The following is a 22,629-nucleotide window of genomic DNA, read 5'->3' as shown; positions in this document are numbered from 1 at the left end:
TCGCAGGGCAGCCTGATTAGGCGATTGCCTGTGAGCAAACGCCTCAATCGTCTTTACGTACTAAAAGCAGGTTCTTAGGTCTCCAGTTAACCGAGCATGTATCGTGCACCGGTTCCTGCAAGGGCGGTGCTTGCTGCTGGGATTGAGGATCCTGTTGCGGCCCCAGATCCCAACAATCCAAACAGCCCCCCGGAGCCGAACGCGCCAAGGCCAGATGCTATGCCGAGAGCGCTGATCCCTCCTGCAAGGAGACCCCCTGCCCTGCTGGCGGTTGTTCCTCTCTTGGTCTCAGTACCATATCCGCCATTCAGCTGTGATATGCGGTTGATGTACTGATCCAACGCATTGTTTTTCGCGTTCGCGGTATACCAGTAACGATCCATTTCGTCCTGAAGTTCAGCCTGTTTAAGTGCCTCCCTTGCGGAGCCAACCCCCATGAGTTGATTAGCATCGATGTAGTCATTCGCTGCATACGTTGGGGCCATGCCGAGGGCGGTCATTTGCCGATCTCTCTCGGTGTTGTAGTTGTCATACCGAATACCGGACGCCACACCCATGGCTTCCTTGCCAAGTTGACCGATAGCATCAGCCGTCAGATTCTGCTGAATGCCCGAGCCATATCTGCCCGAGCTGGCAAAATTGGACGCGAGGCCCGGAAGGACCTGCTCGGTGTATTTTCGAGAAACGTCATCAAGCGACCGGCTTACGATCTCGTCGAGGTACGGATTGCTGCTCAAATAGCTTCCGTCCAGAGTGCCCTGCATCGTCTTGTTTGCAGTCGTCATCAGCGGCGAGCCGTTGGTTGCTCGCTGCGTTATCAAGCTGAGGGCCTGCTCCGTCTCCGGCGAGTAGCCGACATACGTTTGTCCCGGAAAATATGCGGGCTGACCGGCCTTCATCAGTTTTGTTGCCTGATTGGCTGCGTTCTTAACTTCAGTCTGTAAATACGGCTTACTCGTCGTGGTCGTTTTCCCTGAGCCTCCGCCTTTTCCTCCGCCCATTACTTACCTTCCTTGCTTGTTGTTTTTGCTTTTTGCCCATTGGCCTTCTTGGGCTTCTTGGCTGATTGATCGATGATTTTCTTCAGCATCTCATCGCGTCGGGTAGGATCGCGTTCGAAGAGAACTCGGGCAATCTCTTCGGATACCCCCTCATTGCCCACGACATAGCGGCCCGCGACATACTGAGATGCCCTGTCGCTTACCGTGCCGAGGATGCCTCGGCGCTGCACGTCCTGAAGGGCGTCGAACGCGTTTGCGGACAGGTCTTCTTTCTCGGATTGCATGCGGCTGGTTCGGCTTCCGCCCTTCAGCCGTTGAGCCTTGATGAACTGGGTTTTCTCACCGTCGAGAGCCGCTTTAAGCTGCGCGTATTCCTCCGGACCAAGAGCGGCTTCTAACCGCTCTCGCAGCCCTTTCTTGCCAACGATCAGGCGGGATAGGTTGGTATTGTCTCCTGCGTTGTCGATCAGGTCGCCAATCCGCTTGGAGATGCCCATGCGGAAAAGGTCGCGCTCGCTCTCGGACATGCCTCTGAGCTTGGCCTTGATTTCTCCGGTCGTGAGCTTGTGGAAGGTCTGCCCCGTTTCGAAAGCGTCCACGTCCTCAAGGTAGCCTCGGGAGGCATCCCGGGCTTTCATGTACTTCCCGCCTGTCGAGGCGTAATCCAGACGGTCGATCTCGGCTACCAGCTGCTTCTTCAGGTTGGTAATGATCCGGGCATCGTCAGCCAGGTCCGGGTTCTTACGCGCTGCCAGAATTTGGTCATCCAGCGCTCGCTTCACATAGTCGAGGGTGCGCAGGTTCAGGCCGTTGGACGCGTCCTTAGCCTTCATATTTTTCAGGTCGATCCTGATCCCCATTGCCTTTATCGCCGGAAGTTCGGCGAGATCGGGATCGTTCAACATCTTTGTACGGGCTTTGCCGAGCGCAGCCTTCCCGGCAGGTGTCTCTAGAAGGCGGTTCAGCGTTTTGGATTTCATCGACGGATTGCCCTCATAAGCCGCGTCATACAAGGGCGAGGCTTTCCGGCGTCCGGTCTGGATCACGCTGTCGATCTCAGAGGCGTAGTCCGTCTTGCCGCTCACAAAACGGGAAACATGGTCGAGAACGCGGCTCGCCTGCTCGTCTAATGCGGCTTCGGCATAGTCGCGCGCTATCGTGGCACCCTTACCGGGCATCTGAGAGATCGCTTCGCCCAGTCGTTCGATATTCTCTCCACCGCGTTCATAGATGGACTGGTTCCCGAGAGACTGCATGTCGTCCAGAGAGATGCCGTCCTGCTCAAGCCGTTGAAGAAGCTTTTCTCCCGCCCTCGCTTGATTGCGAGCGATCAGGCTCGGGTCCTCAACCGCATTGGGGAGGACAGGCCGGACAAGATCATCATAGGCGTTCGTAGCAGGCCGTTTGACCATATCCAGAAGGCCCAGACCTGATGCAGAAACCTTATCGGCCAGCAAGCCTCCGGCCCTTGCCGAGGCGGCGGTGGTAGCAAGGGCCGAAGGTGCTGCCTTCGCTGGAACAGCGAGTCCCGCCATGTTCGCGGTAGCTTCGACATTGCGGGCGGCACGGGGGTGGTTCTGGGCGAAATCGCCATATTGTTCTGCGGCGAAATTCAATATCCCGCCTATGGGACTATCCATGACAGCTCGGCCCGCTGAACGGATCGGCTGCTCGATGTAGTCCGGAAGTGCCTGGAACCCGCTGGAAATAGCCGCTCCAGCCACATCTCCGGCCAACCCTGCACCGCCCTTCCCTGCAAGCTGCCAGATTTCTTCGGCCTTCGTTTGCTTCCCATCGCGGGTCGCTTTCTGGATGTCTGCGGCCATGGAGGCGCGGCGATCAACGGCCTGCCCTACCTTGTCCGTGAAGCTCGGGGATTGCGCGGCCTTGTCCTCCAGCTCTGCAAGCCTGCGAAGGGCTACAAGCTCCTCTCGCTCATCCCCAACCGACATGCTGGCAAAGCTGCCGTTGAGTGTTTCGACGCTCTGGCTGTCCGACGCAGTCCGGACCGGCTCGGGCATGCGTTGGCCATCCACGCGGTTCTGCCAACCCTGCTGGAAAACAGCCTGTGAGGGGTCGTTCTGGACGATTTGGTCCATGTACCCCTGACGGGCATCAAGGAACGCGGTGGGGTCGCTCCCTGCTGAAGCGAACATTCTCTTTGCTGCTCCAACCCCGTGATTGACGGCAGCGTCGAAGATGAGCGGTTGCATCTCGGGCGAGGCGTTCTCAGCTCCGGAGGCATCCCAAAAATTCTTTTTGTAAAAGTCGCGGGTGTAGGCTTCCGCCTCGTCGGTCCTACCCTGATCGACAAGCGATTTCACAAGGGCGAAATCCTCCGGCCAGTATTTGGAGGAAATGCCAAAAATGGTTGCGCCACCCCGATCATTGGGATGGTTGGCGTAACCGCCTTCGAAAGCGCGGGTTTGTTTATATGCCTTCTCGAACATCAGCGACCGAACCTTTGTCGGAGTTGCTGAAGCTCGGCCTGTTCCGCAGGCGAGAGGTTGCCTGTCTCACCTGCGGTTGGCTGTGGTGCCGGAGGCTGGGTGGTCTCCGTATACCCACGATTGCTCAAGGCGGTGTCGTACCGATCCTTGATGTACTTATCGAAGCTTTCAATCTGGCGGAGTGAGCGATCCTTGTCACCGATCCAAGGCAATCCGCGCAAAGGATTTAGCGTATCAAGCCCGTAGGGGCTGGGCTTTCTGACCGGCGATCCGAGCATGTCATTGATGACGGCGCGGTCGGCTTCCTGTAGAGCGCCTAACTCTTCAAGGTTTTTAACTTGTAGAGCGATTTGCGCCTGTTTCTGCTGAAGGAGGTTAGCAGCCCCAGAACCTTCGATTTCGGAGCCATATTCCTCAACAAGACCTCGATATTCAGGTATTAGTGTTTGGAGTTGGATATACGCCTGACGGACAGTTTTAACTGCTGCCGCGTCGTCTTTGGTAGGTGTCGCGCCCTCTGCCACTTGCAAACCGAAAACTCGGGCCTCTGGCTTAATTGCGCCTCCTTCAATGCCCGGAATGGGCACGGCTTGGCCGTTTGTGCCCCACATGTATCCTTCGGGCAAACCCGTAGTTTGAGGCGGTGCGTTTCTGGCCTTGGCCATTTCTGCTTCGAACATGCGCCGCTTAAGGGCGGCATCGCTCATGCGAAGGTTTAGTTCCTTCTGCCCCATCTGAATGTCGATGAGGTCCTTGAGCGTGGCCATACGATCGCGGGTCGCTTCCCGCTCTGCCATAGCTATTCTGTCTCTCTCTTGCTGTAGAGAGTTCCCGAAGGCCTGAGCGCCGAACGCCAAGCCGGAACCGAGTCCATACCCGCGCTCATTCGCTTCAGCCAGTGTCGAGCCAAGAGATAGGAGCGCTTGGCTCATTCCGGGGCCGTTCAGAAATCCCTGCGGCTGTCGTTGTGCTGGCTGTTGCTGTGTACCGGGGGAGAGTATTCCACCCTGAAACGCTAACTGTTGAACTAATCCATCAATATCGATAAGTGCCATACCTTCGCCTCCCACATATCATCGTGGTGCGGCTTAGACATGCCAAATCACGACATACCTATGGTATATCGTTCTTGTTTAGTTATCAAGTATAAAACCGATCTATACCGCCATCATTGGCATGTAGATTGGTCTTTCAACTTCTGAGCTTCTTCAACCAACGCTCTTTCATTCGTTATAGCGGCTTCGTTGAGTATAAACAACCTCATTTTTAGCATATCCAGTGTTCCGATTACAGCTGCGGCTCCGATTTGGTTCTCGGATCTGAACTCATCAACGCTTTTCCAGAGGCGCGCAAAAAGTTCCTCAACGAGCTGAAAATCACTTTTGCATTTTTCCATTCCTTTCCGCCGCTTACATTATGATCCAATCAATACTCATGGTTATACATTGAAATTTTATCTTTTATGTGGTCTCATTGCGATAGAAATTTCATTTATTTTCGGAGAAAAGTGATGAGCGGCACAATCAACAAAGCATTTGTACTGGGTTTTACTGGAAACGATCCAAAATCACGTGACATTGGAAATGGCGATACTGCTGTCTCTGTGTCGGTGGCAACTAAGGAAACCTGGCAGGACAGCGCCGGGGAGAAGAAAGAGCGCACGACCTGGCACAGCGTGGTTTCCTATAATCAGCGGATCAATGAGGTTTTCAACAAGCATGTCCGCAAGGGCGATTTGATCGCGGTGGAGGGTCAGATGCAAACCCGCGAGATTGACCGTGACGGACAGAAGCAGAAGGTGACGGAGATCGTCCTGCCTAAATTCCGAGGCGAGTTGACCCTCTTGCCGAGGAAAGATCGCGAGCCGTCTTAGGCCTTCTAAAGGGGAACCCGCTAGGTGGGGGGCCTAGCGGGTTCTTTGCTGCCTCGGGGGAAGGCAGTTACGCGGCGACCGTGTGGGGGGCTTCGGTCGCTGAACGTTCGGATGGGTTCAGGAATCGGCTGAGAAGCGCGTAGTCAGGGTACTCAGCCCCATTCGTCGCAAGGGTGATAACGGACGATGAGAGAGCGCGCAGGCAAGCCTCAGCGGTAGCCTGATCGAACACAGGCTCACAGACCCCCTCCTCGCTGCAATCATCTACCAACCGCCGGAGACAGGACTTCGCTATCGCTAGCTGAAGGGTGGCCTCAGAAGGCGTGGAAGGGCGGGCATTGAGGATCAGATGCTCAAGGCTGACCATCTCCTCGTAAAGCGTAGTCGCCTCGGCCTCCTCCTCCGGCGTAGTTGCGCCAAGTGGTTTGCTTTCGATCTCGTCGTAGCGGCTGGCAGCGGTGCTGTAGGCGTTTGCATAGGCGGTGATTGTCATGGCTTCTCCTATGCTGCTTGGGCTGTTGGGGTGACTTCGGCAAGAAGCTGCTCGGCAAGGGCAAGCAAGCGGCGCTCTCTATCAAGGGTGGCTTCCGGCGCATCAATGCTTATCAGCAGGGCAAGGCGCGACCGGGCAATATCCACAAAGGTCTTACGGTAGGCGGCTTCGGCTTCGACAGGATTCGTGCTCATAGTCTTTTTCCTTTCAATGAAATTGGGTTGTAACGTACTTAAAAACTCTATCGGCCTATCCAGTGGGCCGCTCCCTGCATTGATCGGGGTCCGTGACTAGCTAGGTTGACGTTTCTTGCACGAAGCTCGGCAATGAGTTCATGGGTTGCCTTTAGGCTCGTTCTGTAAGGGTCGCATTGCTTCCAAGCGTCCTTCAAAGCCAGAGATAAATATTCGCGCACGTTGCCGCCATAAATGGCTTTGGCTTTACGGGAGATTTCCCAAGCTGTCGTCATTACATTGCGGAGTATTCTTGTGCTCATTAGTATATCTGCAATCTATTTTGTTGTTTTTCGATCTTAATAAGTATAAACTACACCATACAAACGTTAAGTGCAACAACAAAATGCAACATAGGAGTATTTTTTTGCATGGTTTCGGAATTAAAGGCAGAGCAACTAAGAGCCGCTAGGGCTTATGTCGGTTTTTCACAGAAAGAACTTGCTAATATTACGGGTATTACTACGCAGACAATTAGAAGGCTGGAACGTAACGGAATTGCCGACGCGAGCTTTGCGACCGTCTCGAAACTAACTCAGGCGTTCCAGTCGGGAGGGCTTCGCTTCACGGATACGGGAGGCGTCGAGCCTGTGTCCAAGCCGGAGACTGTGGGGGCTTAGTGAAGCTCGAACAGCTCTCGGAGACCGTCACCAATCGCCTGTTGGCAGTCATAGAGAAAGAAGGCCGCGCCCCATGGGTAAGGCCTTGGGCGACCGATCAGATAGGATTTCCGGTCAATCCGGTGACCTCTAGGGCCTACAGGGGCTTCAATTCGATCTGGCTGGATATCAATCAGCTCGGCTACAGCACGAACCTATGGGCGACCTATAACCAGTGGACGTCGGTAGGTGGCCAAGTCCGGAAATCGGAGAGAAGCGTCCCGGTCGTCAGGCCTATCGAAATCAAGAAGGCCTTCAACGATGCCGCGTCTGGTGAGGAAGAGGCCGAAAGGCTCCTGCTGTTCACGGGCTATTCCGTGTTCAATCTCGACCAGGTGGACGGATGCGACCAGTTCCGCCCTACCCCGGTCGTTCTGAAGCCCGTCGAGCGCAGACCGGACATTGAGGAGGTTGTGGCTAAGACGGGAGCCAAGATCGTTCCCGACAAGGCCCAGTGCTTCTACCGCCCGGCGACCGATACCATTCACATGGTCGAGGCAGCTGCCTTTGAGAGCGCCAGCCATCATTATGCGACCCTGTTTCATGAGCTGGGCCATAATGCCGTGACCCGGATTATGCCGCATCCCGCCTGTATGCGGCTGAACTCCTGATGATGTTGCCCAACACGTTCGGCATAATTATCGGACTCTAGCAACATAGATACCTTGAGCCAGCTCCTGAACACCGATCAATGCGATAGCAGAACCGGTAGTCGCAACTTCTCTAGAACGCCCGTCGTCGCGCCGCCAAGAACGAAGTCGCGGAAGCGGGAATGACCAAATCCTCCCATTGCCAGAAGCTGCACACCGTTCGACAGAGCGGTATCCTGCAAGGCCTCGGCGATGGTCCTGTTGCCGAGAGTAGCCTCGACAAGCTTGGCTTTGAGCCCCCGCTTTGCCAGTGAAGAGGCAAGAGCAGCGGCAACATTTGATCCGCTCAGAGGCTTCTCGTCTCGGACCGTCAGCACCGAGATCAGACCGCCTTCGGCCAAGAGCGGCAGGGCATCGCCAAGTGCGCGCGCGGCAACCCGGCTTCCGTCCCAAGCGATGGCGATATGCTCCAGTGAACCAAGTCCGCCCGAAGGCGGCACCAGGATCGCCGGGCGACCCGACCCGAAGACGACAGCCTCCGCCATTTCCTGCGACAGGACGGTCTCATCGGACCAGGGAAGCAGGGCAAGGTCGAAATACCGTGCTTCCGCGGATGCGGCACCAGGCACACCACCCCATGCAACCTCCCGAGTGGTGCAGAGCACACCGAGCGGTGTCGGGGCAGCTTCGCGGACAAGCCTTTCTAGGCGCCTGCACTCTTCCCTGCTCTTCTCCTCGGCTGAGTGGACAAGACTGGGAACGTTTATCAGAAAATCGCCCAATCCCGAGGATGCTCGCGGGAGGTCAACGGAAAAGGTCGTGACGCTGAGCGTGCATCCAAGAGGTTCAGCAAAGGCGACAGCGGCCCGGATTGCATCGTCGGCGATCGCTTCGGGATAGGTTGTCAAGGGCATATAGGCGATGCGGCCGTGGTGTGTCATGTCGGCACCTCCTGACGAGCGTGGTTTTCACGGAGCAATTAAGGACAGGTCGCTAATATACGAAAATGTAGCAAGTTAGGGTAGGAAGAACGTTCGGTTCTGGACCAGCGCCCACGATCATCACAACCTCTCGGCCAGGATGTTCTTCAACATTCTTGGCTACCTTCGCCAAGTTCCAGGCAGACCTGATCCGGCTCGCGACCCGTAAAAGCATGGCGGTGCCCGTGCGAAGGGACGGCTCAAGCGCCAAGCATCCCAAGCTCTCGGAACGGCAGCAGAGGGACCTTAGGCGCATGCACGACACCATTCGATCTCTGTCAGGAGCAGGTGCCAGCACCTGATCTCTGCAGAAGATAAAGCGAGTGTTTGGGGTTTTCGAACCGCGCGTGTATCCTGAAATGGAAGGCCGGTGATCGGCCATGCCGAACGGCGGGAGAACGGATGCGCATCTACAAGGTGTTTTCTCGCGCCGTCCTGTTTCTCCTGCTGTGGTGGGTGCTTGTCGCAGCCGATCCGGCCTCGCTCGTCTTCGGCGCGCCCGCGGCAGCAGCGGCCGCGTTCCTCAGCCTAAGGCTTCATCCCCTCGGCAGGGCGGGTATCCGGGCTTGGAAGCTGATCCCGCTTTTCGGGGCGTTCTTCCTCCACGGGCTTCGGGGCGGGCTGGACGTGGCCTGGCGGGCAATCCATCCGCGCCTGCCGATCCATCCGGGCTGGACCAAGGTCCGGCTGGCCAGCGATCATGCAGCGGCGAACACGCTGCTGGGGGGAATGGTCAGCCTTGTTCCCGGCTCGCTGGCGGCCGCGGCAACCGAGCGGGCGATGGACCTGCATCTTCTCGATGCTCCCAGCTTCGATCCTCAAGCATTCGAAAGGGATCAGAGCCACGTCCTTGGTGTATTCGACGGGCGGATCGACATGGGAGGAAGCTTTCATGTCTGACGCCTTCACCCTCGCAGCGACTGCCCTGTTGCTGACCGTCGCGACGGCGCTGCTGCGCTGCTGGAAAGGCCCCGGGCGCGTGGACCGCATCATGGCGGCTCAGCTTGCCGGCACCGGCATGGTCGGCATCACCGTTGCCCTAGGCGCGGCCCGGCGCGATCCGGCGATGCTGGACGCCGCGCTGACCGCATCGCTTCTGGCGGCTGTCCTCGTGTCCGCCTTCGTGCGGGCCAACCCGTTCGCCGGTCGCCGGCCGGAGCGGACCGGCAACCCGGAAAGTGCGGAGAGATCCTTGTGACCTGGGTCAGCGTGGCCACTGGCCTGCTGCTGTTTGCGGGCGTTTTCTTCTACGCGGCCGGGACGGTCGGCCTGCTGCGCTTTCCCGATCCGGCCGCGCGCCTGCACGCGCTGACCAAGGCCGACCACCTGGGGCTGGCATTCATTGCGCTGGCCGCGGCGCTGGAATGGGGTTCGGTCGCCATCGCCGCCAAGATCGCGGCGGTCTGGCTGCTTGCGATCATGGCCGCAGGGACCAGCGCGCAGCTGATGGCTCGCGTAACCCGGCAGGATCACAGCGACGAACCATGACTGCAGCCTTCGAGCTTATCCTCTGCCTCATGATCCTGGGCACCGCCTGCGTGGCGCTGCTGGTGCGCGACTTCCTAGCGGCGATCGCCTTCTTCGTAGTTTTCGGCAACCTGATGGGCTTGGCCTGGCTGGCGCTCGGGGCGGTGAACGTCGCCCTAGCCGAGATCGCCATCGGCGCCGGCGTGACGGGTGTGCTGCTGATCCTGACCCGAGGCCGGCTGCTTGCCCTTGGCGAGCAGATCGACGGCAACCCCTTGGGGCACTGGCTGAACCTCGGCGCGGCCGTGGTCTGCTCGGCTTTCGCGGTTGTGCTGGGTGCTGCCGTCCTGTCGATCGCGCCGGATGACGGCCTGGCGCCGGTCATCGACAGGCTGATGCCGCGGATCGGGGTGGAAAACCCGGTGACGGGGGTTCTGCTGGCCTTCCGGGCCTATGACACGCTGCTTGAATCCTTTGTTCTGCTGGGCGCGCTAGTCGCTGTCTGGTCGCTGGCGCCCGCGGACGCCTGGCCCCGCGCGCCGGCCGCGCTGCGGATGACCGATCCCGCCGCGCTGAACGTGGCGGAAAGCTTTGGCCGGCTGGTGCTGCCGATCGCGCTTGTGGTGGCGGCCTATCTTGTCTGGGTCGGTTCCGACCGGCCGGGCGGCGCGTTCCAAGGGGGCACGGTTCTGGCCGGCGGGTTCCTGCTGGCCGCCATGGGTGGCGCCATGGGACTGCCGCGCAGCGACGATCCGGCGTTTCGCTGGACGCTGGTGGCGGGGCCGCTGGTGTTCCTGGCCATCGGTCTTGCGGGCATGGCCCTGGGGCGGTTCCTTGCCTATCCCGAGGGGATGGCCAAGGCGCTGATCGTGACCATCGAGTACTTCCTGGCGTTCTCGATCGGGGTGACGCTGGCGCTGCTGGTGGCCGGCCCGCCGGTCCGGGCGGAGACGGTCCCTTGAGCCTGCCCGCAGCCCTTGGCCACCTGTTTCCGCTGACGGGAGCGGCCCTGGTAGGATTGGGGCTTTTCGGCTTCATCATCCTGCGGCATCCGCTTCGGCAACTTCTGGCGGTGAACGTCATCGCGGCCGGCATATTCCTGATCCTGGGCGGGCTGGGGCGCGGCGAGGACGTGACCGACCCTTATCCGCAGGCGCTGGTCATCACGGGCATCGTCGTGTCAGTGGCCCTGACCGCGCTGGGGGCGGCGATGATCACCCGCCTGGCCGAAGACCGCTGCGCCCCCGCGCCGACGCCAGAGCCGCCCGGGGACCGCGACGCATGAGCCCACTTGACCTGCTGGTGGCCGCCCCCCTGGCCTTCATGGTGGCTGCGCTGGTTCTCGGGCAGGGCGGGCGCTGGCTGATCCTGGCCGCGGGCCCGGTGATGCTGGGCCTGTCCGCCTGGCTTCTGGCGCTTCCCCCGGATGCGGCGCACCTGGTGGGGAACTGGGATCTGCCCTTGGGCATCCTGCTGCGCGCCGACGGGGTCGCGCGGCTTCTGGTGCCCGCCACCTGCGTCTGCTTCGTGGCCGTCGCGCTTTACGCATGGCCCGAGTTCTCGCCCAAGGCGGGGCGCGAAACCGCGCGGGCGCATACATTCTGGCCCATGCTTTACCTGATGTGGGGCGGGTCGAACGCGGGCTACCTGACGACGGACCTGTTCAACCTGTATGTGACCATCGAGATGGTCAGCCTGGCCGCCGTCGCGCTGGCGGCGATGGGATCTCTTGCAGCCGGGCTGCAGTATTTCATGATCGCGCTGGTCGGCTCGCTGGCCTACCTGCTGGGCGTGGCGCTGCTGGCGGGTCATTACGACACGGTGGATGCCACCCTGCTGGCGGTCCGCGCGCGACCCGACCTGCCGACCGTGCTGGCACTCGCCGTGATGACGGCGGGGCTTCTGGTCAAGGCGGCGCTGTTTCCGCTGCACGGCTGGCTACCCCCCGCCCATGCCGCCGCTCCCGCGCCCGCCAGCGCGCTGCTGTCGGCGATCGTCGTCAAGCTGGGCTTTGTCATCATCCTTCGGCTGTGGTTCGAGGCCTTCGCCGAGGTGGTCCGTCCCGCGGCGATCCATCTGCTGGGCGGCATGGGCGCGCTTGCGGTCATCTACGGATCGATCCAGGCCATCCGGCAGGAACGGCTGAAGCCGCTGGTGGCCTATTCCACGGTGGCACAGCTGGGCTATCTCTTCCTGGCCTTCCCGCTCATCTGGAATGCCCGCATCCCCGGCGAACCCTGGGCTGCGGTGCTAGTGCATGCGGTGGCCCACATGCTGGCCAAGGCCGCCATGTTTCTAGCCGCGGGGCTGATGCTCAAGGCCGTGGCGGGCGACCGCATCAGCGACCTGGGCGGCCTGGCGCGCGCGATGCCGCTGTCGGTGACCGCATTCGCGCTGGCGGCGATCTCGCTCATGGGGCTGCCCCCATCGGGTGGGTTTACGGCCAAGTTCCTTCTGCTTCATGCCGCGATCGAACAGGGCCAGGTGATCTATGCGGGCGTGCTCGTGATTGGCGGCCTGCTGGGGGCCGCCTATCTGTTCCGGCCGCTTTCGGTCGCATTCGGCGCCAGCGCTGCGCCCGTTGTGCGGGCCGAAGGTGCCCTGCGGGTCGCCGCCCCGCTGACGCTGGCGGCGCTGGCCATCGCCCTAGGCTTCGCCGGCATGACGCTGATCGAACTGTCGTCCATTGGGGCCCCGCCGGCGATCGCTCTGCCCTTGGCTGAAGAGCCCGGTCCATGATGGCGGGCGCGCCCCTCTTTCTCATATTGCTGCCGCTGATCCCGGCGATCATTAGCTTCTCGCTGCCCGAACGGCTGGCGGTCTGGCGCAATGCCGTGAACCTACTCTTTGCGCTGGTCAAGGTCGGGATCGTCGCCGACCTTCTGCGGCAAGTCCGCGGCGGCGTCGATCTTGAATGGCGCTATACCTTTCTGCCGGGCCACGACTTCCTGCTGCGGGTGGACACGCTGGCGCTGCTATTCGTGAGCCTGTCGGTATTCCTGTGGCTGATCACCACCGTCTATGCCATCGCCTATTTCGGGCGCGGGCCGAACCTTTCCCGGTTCTTCGGCTTCTTCAACCTCTGCGTCCTTTCGGCCACCGGTGTGGCGCTGTCGGGAACGGCCATCACCTTCTTCCTGTTCTACGAGCTTCTCACGCTGGCCACCTGGCCGCTGGTCGTCCACAACGGCGACGAGAAATCCCTGCGCGCGGGCCGCATCTACCTGGCCTATACGCTGGCGGGCAGCGCTGCCTTTCTTGTCGGCATCCTGTGGCTGAAGACGCTGGTCGGCTCGGTCGAGTTTACCGCGCCACCCGACCTATCCGCGGTCCCGCCGCTGACCCTGACCCTGATTTTCGTGCTGTGCGTGGGCGGACTGGGCGTCAAGGCCGCGCTGGTGCCGCTTCACGCCTGGCTTCCCGCGGCAATGGCCGCGCCGGCGCCGGTCAGCGCCCTTCTGCACGCAGTCGCGGTGGTGAAGGCGGGCGCCTTCGGCATCGTGCGGATGATATATGACGTCTACGGCATCGGGACGGTCGCCGAACTGGGGCTGGGCACGCCCCTGGCCGCGCTTGCCTCTGTCACGATCCTTTACGGCTCGCTGCGCGCGGTCATGCAGGCTGACATCAAGAAGCGCCTGGCATATTCGACGGTCAGCCAGGTCAGCTATATCCTGCTGGGCGCAAGCCTGATCGGGCCCTTCGCGGTCATCGGCGGTCTGGTCCACCTGGTCCACCAGGGGATCATGAAGATCACGCTGTTCATGTGCGCGGGCGCGCTGTCGAACCGCCTAGGGATCAAGGCCGTGGCCGATCTGGACGGCGCGGGGCGGCTGATGCCGGTGACGATGGGCGCTTTTACCATCGGGGCGCTAGGGATGATCGGGGTGCCGCCGGTGGCGGGCTTCATTTCCAAGTGGTACCTGGGGATCGGCGGGCTGCAGTCGGGCGCGCCTTGGGTGGTGGCCGTCATGGCGGGCTCGTCGCTGCTGAACGCCGCCTATTTCCTGCCGATGCTTTATCGCGCCTGGCTGCTTCCGCCGCCTGAACGGGCGGGATTCCGCGAACTCGGCACGAGCCGCGACCGGATGTTGATCCTGCCGGCGGTTGTGACCGCGGCGGCGGCGCTGGCGGCGGGCGTCTTCGCCTCCTCCGCCGTCAGCCCCCTGACCTGGGCCAAGCTCATTGCCGAAAGAGGGTATCTGGAATGACGGCCGATCTTGCGCCCCTGCTGCCGCTGGTGGTGGCTTGGCCACTGGTTCTGGCGCTGTTCTGTCTGGTCCCGCCCTGGGGCGCGCGCATGATCGCGCTGCTGCCGCTTGCCCCGGTGCCGGCGCTGTGCGCGGCACTTCTGGCACCACGCGACCAGCTCGCCCGGATTCCCGGCGTTCTGCTGGGCGGAGGCCTGGTCCTGGATGACACGCGCGCGGTCTTCCTGGGCGGCGCGGCGCTGCTGTGGATTTGCGCGGGGGCCTTTGCGGTAGGTTTCATGGCGGCTGCCCGGCGCCCTGCGAGTTTCGCGCTGTTCTGGAACGTCGTCCTGGCGGGCAACCTTGGGGTATTCATCGCCGCCGATATTGCCAGCTTCTATGTCTCCTTTGCGCTTGTGTCACTGATGGCCTACCCTCTGGTGATCCACGACGGAACACCCGCCTCCTTGCGGGCCGGGACCGCCTATATCATCCTCGCGGTGATCGGCGAGACCGCGCTGCTGGCCGGTTTCATGCTGGCCTCTTACGGCGCGGGCGGATCGCTGTGGATCGAGGACATCCGCGCGAGCCTTGGTCTACCCGGCGCCAATGCCGCGATCTTGTGGCTGATGATCCTGGGGTTCGGAATCAAGGCGGGGCTGATGCCGCTGCATGTTTGGCTTCCCGTGGCCCATCCCGCCGCACCGGTCCCGGCCTCGGCCGTGCTATCCGGCGCCATCGTCAAGGCGGGCATCTTCGGCCTGCTGGCCTTCCTGCCTTTGGGCGTGTCCGTTCCGGTGGAAGGTACCGTGTTGGCGCTGTTAGGATTCGGCGGGCTGTTTGCCGGGGCGCTGCTGGGGCTTGCGCAGCCGGGGGGCAAGGCGGTGCTGGCCTATTCCACGGTCAGCCAGATGGGGCTAGTCATGGGCGCTCTGGGCGCGGCGCTGGCGGCGGGCCTGCCCGGGGCGAAGGTCCTGCCGGCCGTGGCGTTCTATGCCTTGGCCCACGGGCTTGCGAAGGGGGCGCTGTTTCTGTCCTACGGCCTTGCGCCCGCATGCGGCAGGGGCTGGCGGCCGGCGCTTCTGGCCGTCGCGCTGCTGCTGGCGCTGTCGATCGCCGGGCTGCCCTTCACTGCGGGCGCGCTGGCCAAGTCGGCAATGAAGCTGCCGGCGGGCGAATTCGGCGCCATGCTGATCGGCATTTCCGCCCTGACCTCGGCGCTGGTGCTGGCGCGCTTCCTGGCGCTTCTTCCCGCAGCCCGGCCGGGCGCCGGGGGCCCCCCCCTGCTGCTGGCGCTGCCGGTGGTGGCGCTGGCGGGCGCGGCGCTGATCCTGCCGGTCGTCCTTTATCCCGCAGTCACCGGCAAGCCGCCCTTCACCACGACCACGCCGGGCGACCTGCTGGCAGCCACATGGCCGCTTGCGCTTGCCGGGCTACTGGTGATCGGCGCGCTTGCGCTTGGCCTCAGGCCGCCCGCGCTGCCGGAAGGCGATCTGCTGAGCCCGATATGGCGGTCGGCCGCTGCCGCGCGCGCCGCCTTCGTCGTGGCGGTCGAGGCCGGTTCGGCATCGATGCAGGCTTCTTCAGAACAGTCTGGGACCGCCTGGGCGGACAATCTTGCCAAGGTGGAGGTCATGATCCGGGATCGGGTCTCGGTCATTATCTTCCTGCTGGTGGTCATGGGGGCGCTATTGGCCACCTTCCTAGGCTGATCGCCCGGACGAGCGCAAAGGCTCATTCCTTTGCCCGCCGGGCCGAGCCCGCATAGATCACAGCAGCGGTCAGCAGGGTAAGCGGAACCACAAACACCGTCATCGCCCTGGTATAGGTGTCCAGCGCGTCGTGCTGTTCGGCCGCAAGGATGAGATAGCCGACGTAGAAGAGGTAATAGGCCAGGAAGACCGCGCCTTCCCAGCGGGCGATCTCGCGCCCCGTCAGGAAGATTGGCAGGCAGGCGATGGCAGTGGCCAGCATCACCCAAGCGTCGAAGGCCAGGATTGAGGGCGCCACCGTGATCCCTGCCACCCCCGCGGCCAGGCCCGACAGGCCCAGACAGCCCAAGATGTTGAAGATGTTGCTGCCCACGACATTGCCGACCGCGATGTCGCGCTCGCCCTTGATGGCGGCGGCGATCGAGGTGGCGACTTCGGGCAGCGAGGTGCCTGCCGCCACAATGGTCAGGCCCACGACCAAGTCGCTGACCCCCAGCGCCTTGGCAAAGGACACGGCGGCCGTGACCAACAGCCGCGATCCGATCACGAGGCAGGCGAGCCCGCCCAAGATCATGATCGCCTGCGCCAGCCGCGACCCGCCCACACGGGTCGCTCCCGCATCCACCCTCGCGCCATTCTGCGCCGCATGGTTTGCGCGCAGCGACTGGACAACCAGAAAGGCGGTATAGCCGAAAAGCAGGACGAGCAGCAGCGCGGCTTCCGCCGTGCCGATTACCCGGTCGCGCAGCATCGCAATCAGTAGCGCACTGACTGCGATCATGATCGGAACCTCTTGGCGAGTCAGCTGCCGGTCTACGATCAGCGGAGTGATCAGCGCGCTTGCCCCTAGGATGAACAGCACGTTGAAAACGTTGCTGCCCACGACATTGCCGATGGCGATGTCGTTCTGCCCGTCCAGGGCTGCCCCAACCGAAACGGCGACTTCAGGCGCCGAGGTGCCGAAGGCCACGACCGTTAGGCCGACCACCAGCGGCGACAGCCCCAGCGACAGTGCTAAACCCGACGCGCCCTTGACCAGAAGCCTGGCTCCGAAAACCAGCAGAACCAGCCCGCTCAGGAAAAAGATGACATCCACGTGAAGGATCCGATGCGTTGCCCGGCAAAGCATCTCATCCGTTGCAGGATCGGTCAACGGCCATATCCACCGCAGCTGAGGCGTGGCTTTGATTGCACAGCAGGGGCGCGCGAGCCTGATCGCCGCCACTGCCGAAGGCATGATCGCGCGAAACCCTGTTCGACGTAATCCTGGGTGCTCAAACTTGGAGCACAACCATCATGACCGACATCCTGTCCGAGACGCGAGCCGCGCGAGCTGCGTTGCTGGCTGAGTTCGAGAACTACCTCGTCAAGCAGCGTGGCCTGAGCCCGCGCACGATCTATCACACGCTACGCTTCGCTAACCGGTTCCTCGATCACCGCTTTGGCGAGGCAACGATGAACCTGCCGGACCTTCGTCCCGCCGATGTGATCGGCTTCATCGAGCATGTTCTGACGACGGCACGCCGCGACAAGACAGTCGCGACCCATGTTCGCATCTTCCTGCAATATCTGTTCGCGCGCGGGTTGACCGCGACCAACCTCGCACCGAGCCTTCCTACCCCCTCCTCCTGTCGGCTGTGACATGATCGGCCACAAGGACGGGGACAGAGGCAACTGTCAGGCGGACAATCTCGAATGGCGCTCGGCCTCATATGTCGCGCTGCTGCGGGAAAGGGCTAAACGGGCCGCCAAGCGGGAAAGCATTGTTCATGCAATCTAAACCATTGATCTGACTAGCGCGGGCAGCCTGCTCTCGTACTGCTGTAAAAATTCGGACGCTGGTGGGGTTTCGCATATTTTAGATATGGCTAAGTGATTGATCCGGCTTAAAACCCGCCGAGTAAATTCGGAGACTAACAAAAATCCCCTGTTATCAGTGGCTAAGGTATTGATTTCACAGGAAACAGGTTTCTAACGGCCTGCCCTATGTCGACTGACAAAATTCAGACCTCAATATTAGGTTTTATTAGGTTCTCGCTTTCCTAGCCCATTAGAAGGCCGTGGGTGCGTTCTAGGGGGTCTCGGCTATCTCGGTATCAAAAATCATTTTCAGGCCACTCCAGCCTCACAGGACGGGCAGGAACGGTCACTCCTAGAGCGTATTTTTGAGTGCTTGGCTCCCCTCCCCGCTTCGCCCTTTTTCGGCGTCCGATAATTCGGAGACTGGCCTTGTCCCGCTCCCTATGCTCCCGCCTAGATGGGCTCCGAAAATTCGGGAACTGGCCCTTACCGTTGCGGCTATGTGGACTGAAGAAATTCGGAATCTGGCGCTTTTTACGTGTAAGGAAATTCGGATAGTGCTTGCCGCCCTACCCTATCAAGCAGGCTTATCCGCTGAGTGCATTTTCTCACCATTTCAAAAGCTTATTGATCTGACTGGGTAGCTATTTTGCACCGCTTTGGATTATCGGCGCCGCTGATTCCTTGGTTCATCACTATCAAGAGCGGTCATTATTCTTTTTCAAAAGCTCCTCTAGTCGGTCAACAATTTCCTCGGCCTGCTTGAGAAGGCGCATTTTCTCCGGCATCAGAGCGCCCTGCGCTGCAAGCCCGCCTACCCACGCGGACTTTGCCTCCTCGTCGGCAATGTCCTGAATGCGCTTGTTTATCAACTCAAGCCGCTGCTGAAGCCGTTCGGCTAATTGGGCGGGCGTCGGTTCGATTGTCATCAGGCCGTATCCCCAGATCACGCACTAGCGCACTTAATGTATAGCGCACTAGCGCTCTTATGCGAATGTTCAACGTCGAACTTTTCGCTCAATCAAAGTCGAACCCAGGCGGGCCTGCATCGCGTCCTTTCCGCCTTTTCGACTCCTTATCAGGGTTGTTCCCGAGTTCATCCAGACGCTCGGCATAACCATCATAATCCTGTTCCAGCCTAGCCTCGGCCATGTCCAGGTAATCCGGATTTAGATCACATTGGATGGCCAGGCGATTGCGGATCAAAGCTACGACGCCGGTCGTTCCCGAACCGCACATAGGATCAAAAATCAAATCGCCCTCTTTCGTGGTCATGCGAATTATCTTGTCGTAGACCGTCAGGGGCTTCTGCGATGGGTGACCCGTTTGCTCCTTCTTCCCGACAAAGCCAATGAGCAGAGAGGACTCGATCACGCTCGTAGGGCCTGGGACATAACGCAGAGTGCCTTCAGCGAACCGTTCTTTCTGCACCTTGTTCAGGAACTCCTCAGGGTAGAGTTTAGCCCGGGGCCTCGCGATATGAAGGCATGCATTCTGGCTGCTTCTCCAACCTCTGATTACAGAGGGGTTGTTTTTATAATACCAAGTCAGCCAGGCGACTAATTCGTGGCTTTCGGGGACAATGCGGACATAAGGGCCAATGATCTCTGGAAACCCCCACAGAAAGACGTGCTCGCTTACCCGGCATGCTCTGACTAGGAGATTTTCTATAAAGCTGTCGTAATCTTCAACAACCCCACCGAAGCCTTTATTGTACCATGGATCCAGGATTGTGACCGTGGGTCGGATTCCCTGGCGCTCGATCTCATCGAAAGAGGCGAAAACATCCTGAGCGGGAAGGAATGAAACCGGGCTTCGCTTGGCAGGCTTTAAAGAGGACCTGCGGGCCGCATTCGATGTGGTCATTTTCAGCCTTGCGGGAGTCAGGAGACAGTTACTTTGGTCTTATACCCCCTGACATATCGCGGGTGAATCCGAAATAGTCGAGCAGCATCGCAAAAACCTGCTCTTTTTCCACAAGAGAAGCCGCCTGCACGATTGCAACAGCATTCAGTTTACCTGTTGTATTATCCCAATAGTTCCTTTTTGTGACTTGATGCCGGCCACAAAGGGCTTGCCACTGATTAGGATCATTCGGGTCGGATGCGGGGTTAACCGAGTGCGGCTGCATGTGATCAGGGGTTAGCTTTACAGTGCCCCCACCGATCGGATCGATATCACCGTTGTGAAGACCGCATTTTATCCCGCCTTCATTCCATTCACAGCAATTGCCAGCTCTTTTGAGAACGGCGTGCCATGTAGCGGGCGTAGGCCTTACGCGCTTCGCAGCGATCTCCCGTCGCTCAGGAGACTCCATCAGGTACTGACCTGGCCTTAAGCCTTTCCGATCCCGGTATGACAGGATCGTGTAACCTTCGTCGGTGCGCAGTTCCGAGAGCCGCTGGTGCCAGTTCTCGTAATCGGACACGCCAAGCCCTTCGCTAATCGCGGTGATTATCTGCTCTTTCGTGACTACTTTCCCGAGGTTTTCGAGAAAGAGCTGCCTGACGATGTCACGACCGCTCGACGGCCTCTTAGCCATAGGATCCCCGCGCCTTTGTAAAGGCGCATAGGGAGCATGAGGTTGGTTACGATGAGCTTAATACCTATGGGGAGGTACCTTTTCGGGTGCAACAATTGGATCATTACAAGCGCGGTCCGTTACAGGTCTTCCACTACGCTATTGCGTTACAACACTAGCGCACTAAGCCACTAATCCGCTTCTTCGAATATCCGCAGGAGCGTCGTCGACAGGTCCATCGCGGCCGTCGTCAGGTGGACCTGATATTCCATCTGTTCCAGCGGGGACAGTTTCAGGCCCTCGCTCTCGTAGAGGAGATGGTAGAACCCGATGACGTTGGTCAACGCACATCGGAGATGATGAACCTCCCATGGCTTCAGCTCCATTAGCTATCTCCATCGTCCAATGCTGGACTAAACCGCTAGTGCGCTTATGAACAATCAAACTAGTCAACTTGATGTATATTACACTAGGGCATTTTCGCGATTGTTCGCTAGCGCCCATTCGCGTTGTTCTCTGGCTAGGTTCAATTCCACGTCAGGATCAAAAACCATCGCCTGAAGCCGGAAATTCTCCTCCTTGGGGAGGGGCATGGTCTAGTGCCGAGATGTGAAGAAGCACGTTGTCGGCGAGCAGCTTCAGCGTCTTCATGGATTTTTCGGCGTACGACCACTGCCAGGTGTCCGCCCGGTCCGCCGCCCGGATTTCGGGGGTCCATCCGTGCTGTTCCAGCCCTCGGACGACGGAGATGATAAGGGCGATCTCCTTCCCCAGCTCTTCCTCCGACGCGTCCCGGAACGGGATATCGATCTCGATGGGCATGGCGGTTCTCCTTGCCCGAATCCTGATTCATATTTGCCGGGGAGGGAATCCCTCGTGTTCCTTGTTCGAACCCGCCGGAGGCGAATTGAACGTTCCTCGTCCCTGAACAGCTTCTCCGCATCACGCATCGACGGGAGGTCAAGGGTTTAAGCGGAGCGGCCCTTGACGGACCGGAGGGCGTGATAAACTGGCCGCTGAAAGGGGAGGGGAGCCCTTCTAAGAGTTTCAGTATTCTGGATTCTATCTTCCGCTTTCAAAAAGGCAACGAGTGCTTAACCTTAACGCCGCTGCTATGAAGGTTCCGGGGACTCCCATGAGGTTTTCGGTTCTCTGGGATGAAGGTTTCGGGCGCTGATATGAGAAGTTCGGGGTCGTTCTATGAAGAGTTCGGGGGAAAATTTGTGAAGCGCTGCCCTCGACTTTTCATAGTTGCGCCGTCAGGCTCGTCTTATGAGCGAATCGGCGCAAATTCTCACCCTGACGCTGACGCCCCGGTCGGACGAGGCGATAAAGCCCGCTGAGCTGATCCAGGTTACCGGCCACCACGATCTAACCCTCAATGCTCGTCGGGCAATCACCATCCTTTGGCACCATGCCCATCTCCAAGGAGTAGGGGAGGGGAGACGCTACACGGTCGAAATCGACGAGCTGAAGCCTGCTGGGCACAAGGGTTATGAAATGGTCGTGGAGGCCATCGAGGCGCTCATGCGCACGCTCTTGGTCGTCAAGCTGCCGAACGGCAAAACGCGGCGTGTCCAGTTCCTCGGCGGCAATGATCTGGATTCTCCAGACAGGCCTGCGGGCGTTCTCACCTATTCCTTCGATCCATACCTGATCGAAATTCTTCAGAAATCCACTATCTGGGGCAAGATCGCGCTGCCGATCCTGATGGCCTTCACCTCGAAATACGCCATCTCCCTTTATGAGAACGTCTCGCAGCTTGTGAACCTGTCCTTCAAAACCCAGACCGACTTTGAGTTGAACGAGTTTCGGTCGATGCTTGGGGTCCCGGATGACCGTTATCCGTTGTTCGGTGAATTTAACAAGCACGTTCTCAAACCCGCAGTTGCGGAGATCAATGCGCTGGCCGCGTTCAATCTGTCCGTCCTCCCGGTGAAGCAGGGCAAGAAGGTCGTCCGGATCAAGGTCATGTGGTGGAAGAAGGATCAGGACGAGCTGAAGGCCGCCTATGCGGAGGTCCAGCGGTCGAAGGTGGGTCGCCGGGCGCGGATCGCGGGAACGGTCGAGACGGTTTTTGCGCCAATGCCTTCGGAAGGGCGGCTCCGACGCCGGGCCAAAATGTGAAGAGTTCGGGGACGGGCAGGGCTTACGGTATCGTCATCCCATCTGACCTGGTGGCTAGCCGGACTTATCAGTTGGGAAATATGAAGCTCTCGGGGACGAGTTTGCAACAAATAACAATCAGAAAGGCAGGTCGTCGTCGAGGGTGTCGGCGCGAGACATCCTGATCTCTTCCGGTTTCAGGATGGGATGCCCGCCGGTCGCGAGCCAATGCAGCTCCGTATGAAACCATTCATGCAGCACGTCCCAGAGGTCGTCCTTGCGGTCCTTCATCGTCGCCCGGTCAAATTCCTCGGTAATCGGGACCGGGTTGTCGACGCCGTTGTGGCGGTCGGTCCGGCGATCCACTAGCCATTGGGCGAGGATCAGCCATTCCTTCGGGATATCGAGAACGAGGCGGATGCGGTCAGGGCCGACGGTGGCGGATAGCCCCTCGGGGTCCCCGGCCTTCATGATCTCGTGCAGGCGCTCCGACAATTCGGACGCGCTGGCGACGGCGTTCATGTCGTGGGTCTGCCGATAGCGTTCCCGCGCCT

The 22,629-nt window shown here is 60.1% G+C and carries 27 protein-coding genes; 13 read left to right on the top strand and 14 right to left on the bottom strand.

Annotation, left to right across the window (positions count from 1 at the left end; all coding sequences use genetic code 11):
- Positions 1-86: 86 nt before the first annotated feature.
- The 3 genes from HND91_RS21760 to HND91_RS21750 are packed head-to-tail and all read right to left on the bottom strand — an operon-like array spanning position 87 to position 4,506.
- On the bottom strand, positions 87-1,001 hold the full coding sequence (locus tag HND91_RS21760) for a hypothetical protein (protein ID WP_181708717.1): 915 nt from the start codon (positions 999-1,001) through the stop codon (positions 87-89).
- Entirely contained in the window at positions 1,001-3,451 is a 2,451-nt protein-coding gene (locus HND91_RS21755) for a glycosyl hydrolase 108 family protein (RefSeq protein WP_181708716.1), read from the bottom strand. The genes HND91_RS21760 and HND91_RS21755 overlap by 1 nt, the downstream gene beginning before the upstream one ends.
- Positions 3,451-4,506 (bottom strand): hypothetical protein, encoded by a 1,056-nt coding sequence (locus HND91_RS21750; protein WP_181708715.1) that lies wholly within the window; start codon positions 4,504-4,506, stop codon positions 3,451-3,453. The genes HND91_RS21755 and HND91_RS21750 overlap by 1 nt, the downstream gene beginning before the upstream one ends.
- A 455-nt stretch (positions 4,507-4,961) precedes the next feature.
- Here HND91_RS21750 and ssb point away from each other — a divergent pair, with 455 nt between their 5' ends.
- The gene (ssb, locus tag HND91_RS21745; protein ID WP_181708714.1) at positions 4,962-5,324 is read left to right on the top strand and encodes a single-stranded DNA-binding protein; all 363 of its coding nucleotides are present in this window, start codon (positions 4,962-4,964) and stop codon (positions 5,322-5,324) included.
- 67 nt (positions 5,325-5,391) lie between these two features.
- Here the strand turns inward: ssb and HND91_RS21740 are convergent, their stop codons facing one another.
- Genes HND91_RS21740 through HND91_RS23395 form a run of 3 tightly spaced genes read right to left on the bottom strand, consistent with a single transcriptional unit; the run spans position 5,392 to position 6,286 of the window.
- On the bottom strand, positions 5,392-5,817 hold the full coding sequence (locus tag HND91_RS21740; RefSeq protein ID WP_181708713.1) for a hypothetical protein: 426 nt from the start codon (positions 5,815-5,817) through the stop codon (positions 5,392-5,394).
- Between the two features lie 8 nt (positions 5,818-5,825).
- Positions 5,826-6,011: a hypothetical protein gene (locus tag HND91_RS21735; protein ID WP_181708712.1), complete on the bottom strand. Its 186-nt coding sequence runs from the start codon at positions 6,009-6,011 to the stop codon at positions 5,826-5,828.
- A gap of 47 nt (positions 6,012-6,058) precedes the next feature.
- On the bottom strand, positions 6,059-6,286 hold the full coding sequence (locus HND91_RS23395; RefSeq protein WP_181708711.1) for a hypothetical protein: 228 nt from the start codon (positions 6,284-6,286) through the stop codon (positions 6,059-6,061).
- A gap of 135 nt (positions 6,287-6,421) precedes the next feature.
- Between HND91_RS23395 and HND91_RS23390 the strand changes: the two genes are divergently transcribed.
- Positions 6,422-6,670, top strand: a complete 249-nt coding sequence (locus tag HND91_RS23390; protein ID WP_181708710.1) for a helix-turn-helix transcriptional regulator — start codon at positions 6,422-6,424, stop codon at positions 6,668-6,670.
- On the top strand, positions 6,670-7,320 hold the full coding sequence (locus HND91_RS23285) for an ArdC-like ssDNA-binding domain-containing protein (RefSeq protein ID WP_181708709.1): 651 nt from the start codon (positions 6,670-6,672) through the stop codon (positions 7,318-7,320). The genes HND91_RS23390 and HND91_RS23285 overlap by 1 nt, the downstream gene beginning before the upstream one ends.
- A 77-nt stretch (positions 7,321-7,397) precedes the next feature.
- Here HND91_RS23285 and HND91_RS21715 read toward each other — a convergent pair whose 3' ends face one another.
- Complete coding sequence (locus HND91_RS21715; protein WP_181708708.1) at positions 7,398-8,240, bottom strand: universal stress protein; 843 nt, start codon at positions 8,238-8,240, stop codon at positions 7,398-7,400.
- A 441-nt stretch (positions 8,241-8,681) separates the two neighbouring features.
- Between HND91_RS21715 and HND91_RS21710 the strand changes: the two genes are divergently transcribed.
- From HND91_RS21710 to HND91_RS21675, 8 genes are read left to right on the top strand one after another with little or no spacing between them, the layout of a single operon-like run.
- The gene (locus HND91_RS21710; RefSeq protein WP_181708707.1) at positions 8,682-9,179 is read left to right on the top strand and encodes a Na+/H+ antiporter subunit E; all 498 of its coding nucleotides are present in this window, start codon (positions 8,682-8,684) and stop codon (positions 9,177-9,179) included.
- On the top strand, positions 9,172-9,477 hold the full coding sequence (locus HND91_RS21705; RefSeq protein ID WP_181708706.1) for an MrpF/PhaF family protein: 306 nt from the start codon (positions 9,172-9,174) through the stop codon (positions 9,475-9,477). The genes HND91_RS21710 and HND91_RS21705 overlap by 8 nt, the downstream gene beginning before the upstream one ends.
- A complete protein-coding gene (locus HND91_RS21700) occupies positions 9,474-9,767 on the top strand; it encodes a monovalent cation/H(+) antiporter subunit G (protein WP_181708705.1) in 294 nt (97 codons plus the stop codon). The genes HND91_RS21705 and HND91_RS21700 overlap by 4 nt, the downstream gene beginning before the upstream one ends.
- Entirely contained in the window at positions 9,764-10,708 is a 945-nt protein-coding gene (locus HND91_RS21695) for an MnhB domain-containing protein (protein WP_181708704.1), read from the top strand. The genes HND91_RS21700 and HND91_RS21695 overlap by 4 nt, the downstream gene beginning before the upstream one ends.
- The gene (locus tag HND91_RS21690) at positions 10,705-11,031 is read left to right on the top strand and encodes an NADH-quinone oxidoreductase subunit K (RefSeq protein WP_181708703.1); all 327 of its coding nucleotides are present in this window, start codon (positions 10,705-10,707) and stop codon (positions 11,029-11,031) included. Before HND91_RS21695 ends, HND91_RS21690 begins: the two co-directional genes overlap by 4 nt.
- Entirely contained in the window at positions 11,028-12,485 is a 1,458-nt protein-coding gene (locus HND91_RS21685) for a complex I subunit 5 family protein (protein ID WP_181708702.1), read from the top strand. The genes HND91_RS21690 and HND91_RS21685 overlap by 4 nt, the downstream gene beginning before the upstream one ends.
- Positions 12,482-13,957 (top strand): complex I subunit 5 family protein, encoded by a 1,476-nt coding sequence (locus HND91_RS21680; protein WP_181708701.1) that lies wholly within the window; start codon positions 12,482-12,484, stop codon positions 13,955-13,957. The genes HND91_RS21685 and HND91_RS21680 overlap by 4 nt, the downstream gene beginning before the upstream one ends.
- Positions 13,954-15,648 carry a complex I subunit 5 family protein gene (locus HND91_RS21675; protein WP_181708700.1) on the top strand — a complete coding sequence of 565 codons (1,695 nt, stop codon included), beginning with the start codon at positions 13,954-13,956 and terminating at the stop codon, positions 15,646-15,648. The genes HND91_RS21680 and HND91_RS21675 overlap by 4 nt, the downstream gene beginning before the upstream one ends.
- 22 nt (positions 15,649-15,670) lie before the next feature.
- Here HND91_RS21675 and HND91_RS21670 read toward each other — a convergent pair whose 3' ends face one another.
- On the bottom strand, positions 15,671-16,801 hold the full coding sequence (locus HND91_RS21670; protein ID WP_246329637.1) for a calcium/sodium antiporter: 1,131 nt from the start codon (positions 16,799-16,801) through the stop codon (positions 15,671-15,673).
- A gap of 143 nt (positions 16,802-16,944) precedes the next feature.
- Between HND91_RS21670 and HND91_RS21665 the strand changes: the two genes are divergently transcribed.
- Positions 16,945-17,289, top strand: coding sequence for a site-specific integrase (locus HND91_RS21665; RefSeq protein ID WP_181708699.1), 345 nt, complete (start codon positions 16,945-16,947; stop codon positions 17,287-17,289).
- An 857-nt stretch (positions 17,290-18,146) separates the two neighbouring features.
- Here the strand turns inward: HND91_RS21665 and HND91_RS21655 are convergent.
- From HND91_RS21655 to HND91_RS21635, 5 genes are all read right to left on the bottom strand, one after another.
- On the bottom strand, positions 18,147-18,377 hold the full coding sequence (locus HND91_RS21655; RefSeq protein ID WP_181708697.1) for a hypothetical protein: 231 nt from the start codon (positions 18,375-18,377) through the stop codon (positions 18,147-18,149).
- 88 nt (positions 18,378-18,465) lie between these two features.
- Positions 18,466-19,314 carry a DNA methyltransferase gene (locus HND91_RS21650; RefSeq protein ID WP_181708696.1) on the bottom strand — a complete coding sequence of 283 codons (849 nt, stop codon included), beginning with the start codon at positions 19,312-19,314 and terminating at the stop codon, positions 18,466-18,468.
- Positions 19,315-19,342: 28 nt separating this feature from the next.
- Positions 19,343-19,990 (bottom strand): restriction endonuclease, encoded by a 648-nt coding sequence (locus HND91_RS21645; RefSeq protein WP_181708695.1) that lies wholly within the window; start codon positions 19,988-19,990, stop codon positions 19,343-19,345.
- A 170-nt stretch (positions 19,991-20,160) separates the two neighbouring features.
- Positions 20,161-20,355 carry a hypothetical protein gene (locus HND91_RS21640; protein ID WP_181708694.1) on the bottom strand — a complete coding sequence of 65 codons (195 nt, stop codon included), beginning with the start codon at positions 20,353-20,355 and terminating at the stop codon, positions 20,161-20,163.
- 157 nt (positions 20,356-20,512) lie between these two features.
- Complete coding sequence (locus HND91_RS21635; RefSeq protein ID WP_181708693.1) at positions 20,513-20,791, bottom strand: hypothetical protein; 279 nt, start codon at positions 20,789-20,791, stop codon at positions 20,513-20,515.
- Between the two features lie 450 nt (positions 20,792-21,241).
- On the opposite strand from HND91_RS21635, the gene HND91_RS21630 reads away from it, so the two are divergent.
- Positions 21,242-22,096, top strand: a complete 855-nt coding sequence (locus HND91_RS21630) for a replication initiation protein (protein WP_181708692.1) — start codon at positions 21,242-21,244, stop codon at positions 22,094-22,096.
- A 117-nt stretch (positions 22,097-22,213) separates the two neighbouring features.
- On the opposite strand, the gene HND91_RS21625 is transcribed toward HND91_RS21630, so the two are convergent.
- On the bottom strand, positions 22,214-22,629 hold a 416-nt coding region (locus tag HND91_RS21625), incomplete at its 5' end, for a hypothetical protein (RefSeq protein ID WP_210272831.1).

Origin of the sequence: Chthonobacter rhizosphaerae, from assembly GCF_013839525.1 — a bacterium.
GTDB classification, from domain to species: Bacteria; Pseudomonadota; Alphaproteobacteria; order Rhizobiales; family Pleomorphomonadaceae; genus Chthonobacter; species Chthonobacter rhizosphaerae.
The sequence above is the reverse complement of the archived record's forward strand: the minus strand, read 5'-3'. Positions and strand labels throughout refer to the sequence as shown.

What these genes read in the sequence shown, in the direction of transcription:
- HND91_RS21760 (WP_181708717.1), bottom strand. Translation starts at nt 1,001, where the DNA reads ATGGGCGGAGGAAAAGGCGGAGGCTCAGGGAAAACGACCACGACGAGT.
- HND91_RS21755 (WP_181708716.1), bottom strand. Translation starts at nt 3,451, where the DNA reads ATGTTCGAGAAGGCATATAAACAAACCCGCGCTTTCGAAGGCGGTTAC.
- HND91_RS21750 (WP_181708715.1), bottom strand. Translation starts at nt 4,506, where the DNA reads ATGGCACTTATCGATATTGATGGATTAGTTCAACAGTTAGCGTTTCAG.
- ssb (WP_181708714.1), top strand. Translation starts at nt 4,962, where the DNA reads ATGAGCGGCACAATCAACAAAGCATTTGTACTGGGTTTTACTGGAAAC.
- HND91_RS21740 (WP_181708713.1), bottom strand. Translation starts at nt 5,817, where the DNA reads ATGACAATCACCGCCTATGCAAACGCCTACAGCACCGCTGCCAGCCGC.
- HND91_RS21735 (WP_181708712.1), bottom strand. Translation starts at nt 6,011, where the DNA reads ATGAGCACGAATCCTGTCGAAGCCGAAGCCGCCTACCGTAAGACCTTT.
- HND91_RS23395 (WP_181708711.1), bottom strand. Translation starts at nt 6,286, where the DNA reads ATGACGACAGCTTGGGAAATCTCCCGTAAAGCCAAAGCCATTTATGGC.
- HND91_RS23390 (WP_181708710.1), top strand. Translation starts at nt 6,422, where the DNA reads ATGGTTTCGGAATTAAAGGCAGAGCAACTAAGAGCCGCTAGGGCTTAT.
- HND91_RS21715 (WP_181708708.1), bottom strand. Translation starts at nt 8,240, where the DNA reads ATGACACACCACGGCCGCATCGCCTATATGCCCTTGACAACCTATCCC.
- HND91_RS21710 (WP_181708707.1), top strand. Translation starts at nt 8,682, where the DNA reads ATGCGCATCTACAAGGTGTTTTCTCGCGCCGTCCTGTTTCTCCTGCTG.
- HND91_RS21705 (WP_181708706.1), top strand. Translation starts at nt 9,172, where the DNA reads ATGTCTGACGCCTTCACCCTCGCAGCGACTGCCCTGTTGCTGACCGTC.
- HND91_RS21695 (WP_181708704.1), top strand. Translation starts at nt 9,764, where the DNA reads ATGACTGCAGCCTTCGAGCTTATCCTCTGCCTCATGATCCTGGGCACC.
- HND91_RS21685 (WP_181708702.1), top strand. Translation starts at nt 11,028, where the DNA reads ATGAGCCCACTTGACCTGCTGGTGGCCGCCCCCCTGGCCTTCATGGTG.
- HND91_RS21680 (WP_181708701.1), top strand. Translation starts at nt 12,482, where the DNA reads ATGATGGCGGGCGCGCCCCTCTTTCTCATATTGCTGCCGCTGATCCCG.
- HND91_RS21675 (WP_181708700.1), top strand. Translation starts at nt 13,954, where the DNA reads ATGACGGCCGATCTTGCGCCCCTGCTGCCGCTGGTGGTGGCTTGGCCA.
- HND91_RS21665 (WP_181708699.1), top strand. Translation starts at nt 16,945, where the DNA reads ATGACCGACATCCTGTCCGAGACGCGAGCCGCGCGAGCTGCGTTGCTG.
- HND91_RS21655 (WP_181708697.1), bottom strand. Translation starts at nt 18,377, where the DNA reads ATGACAATCGAACCGACGCCCGCCCAATTAGCCGAACGGCTTCAGCAG.
- HND91_RS21650 (WP_181708696.1), bottom strand. Translation starts at nt 19,314, where the DNA reads ATGACCACATCGAATGCGGCCCGCAGGTCCTCTTTAAAGCCTGCCAAG.
- HND91_RS21645 (WP_181708695.1), bottom strand. Translation starts at nt 19,990, where the DNA reads ATGGCTAAGAGGCCGTCGAGCGGTCGTGACATCGTCAGGCAGCTCTTT.
- HND91_RS21640 (WP_181708694.1), bottom strand. Translation starts at nt 20,355, where the DNA reads ATGGAGCTGAAGCCATGGGAGGTTCATCATCTCCGATGTGCGTTGACC.
- HND91_RS21635 (WP_181708693.1), bottom strand. Translation starts at nt 20,791, where the DNA reads ATGCCCATCGAGATCGATATCCCGTTCCGGGACGCGTCGGAGGAAGAG.
- HND91_RS21630 (WP_181708692.1), top strand. Translation starts at nt 21,242, where the DNA reads ATGAGCGAATCGGCGCAAATTCTCACCCTGACGCTGACGCCCCGGTCG.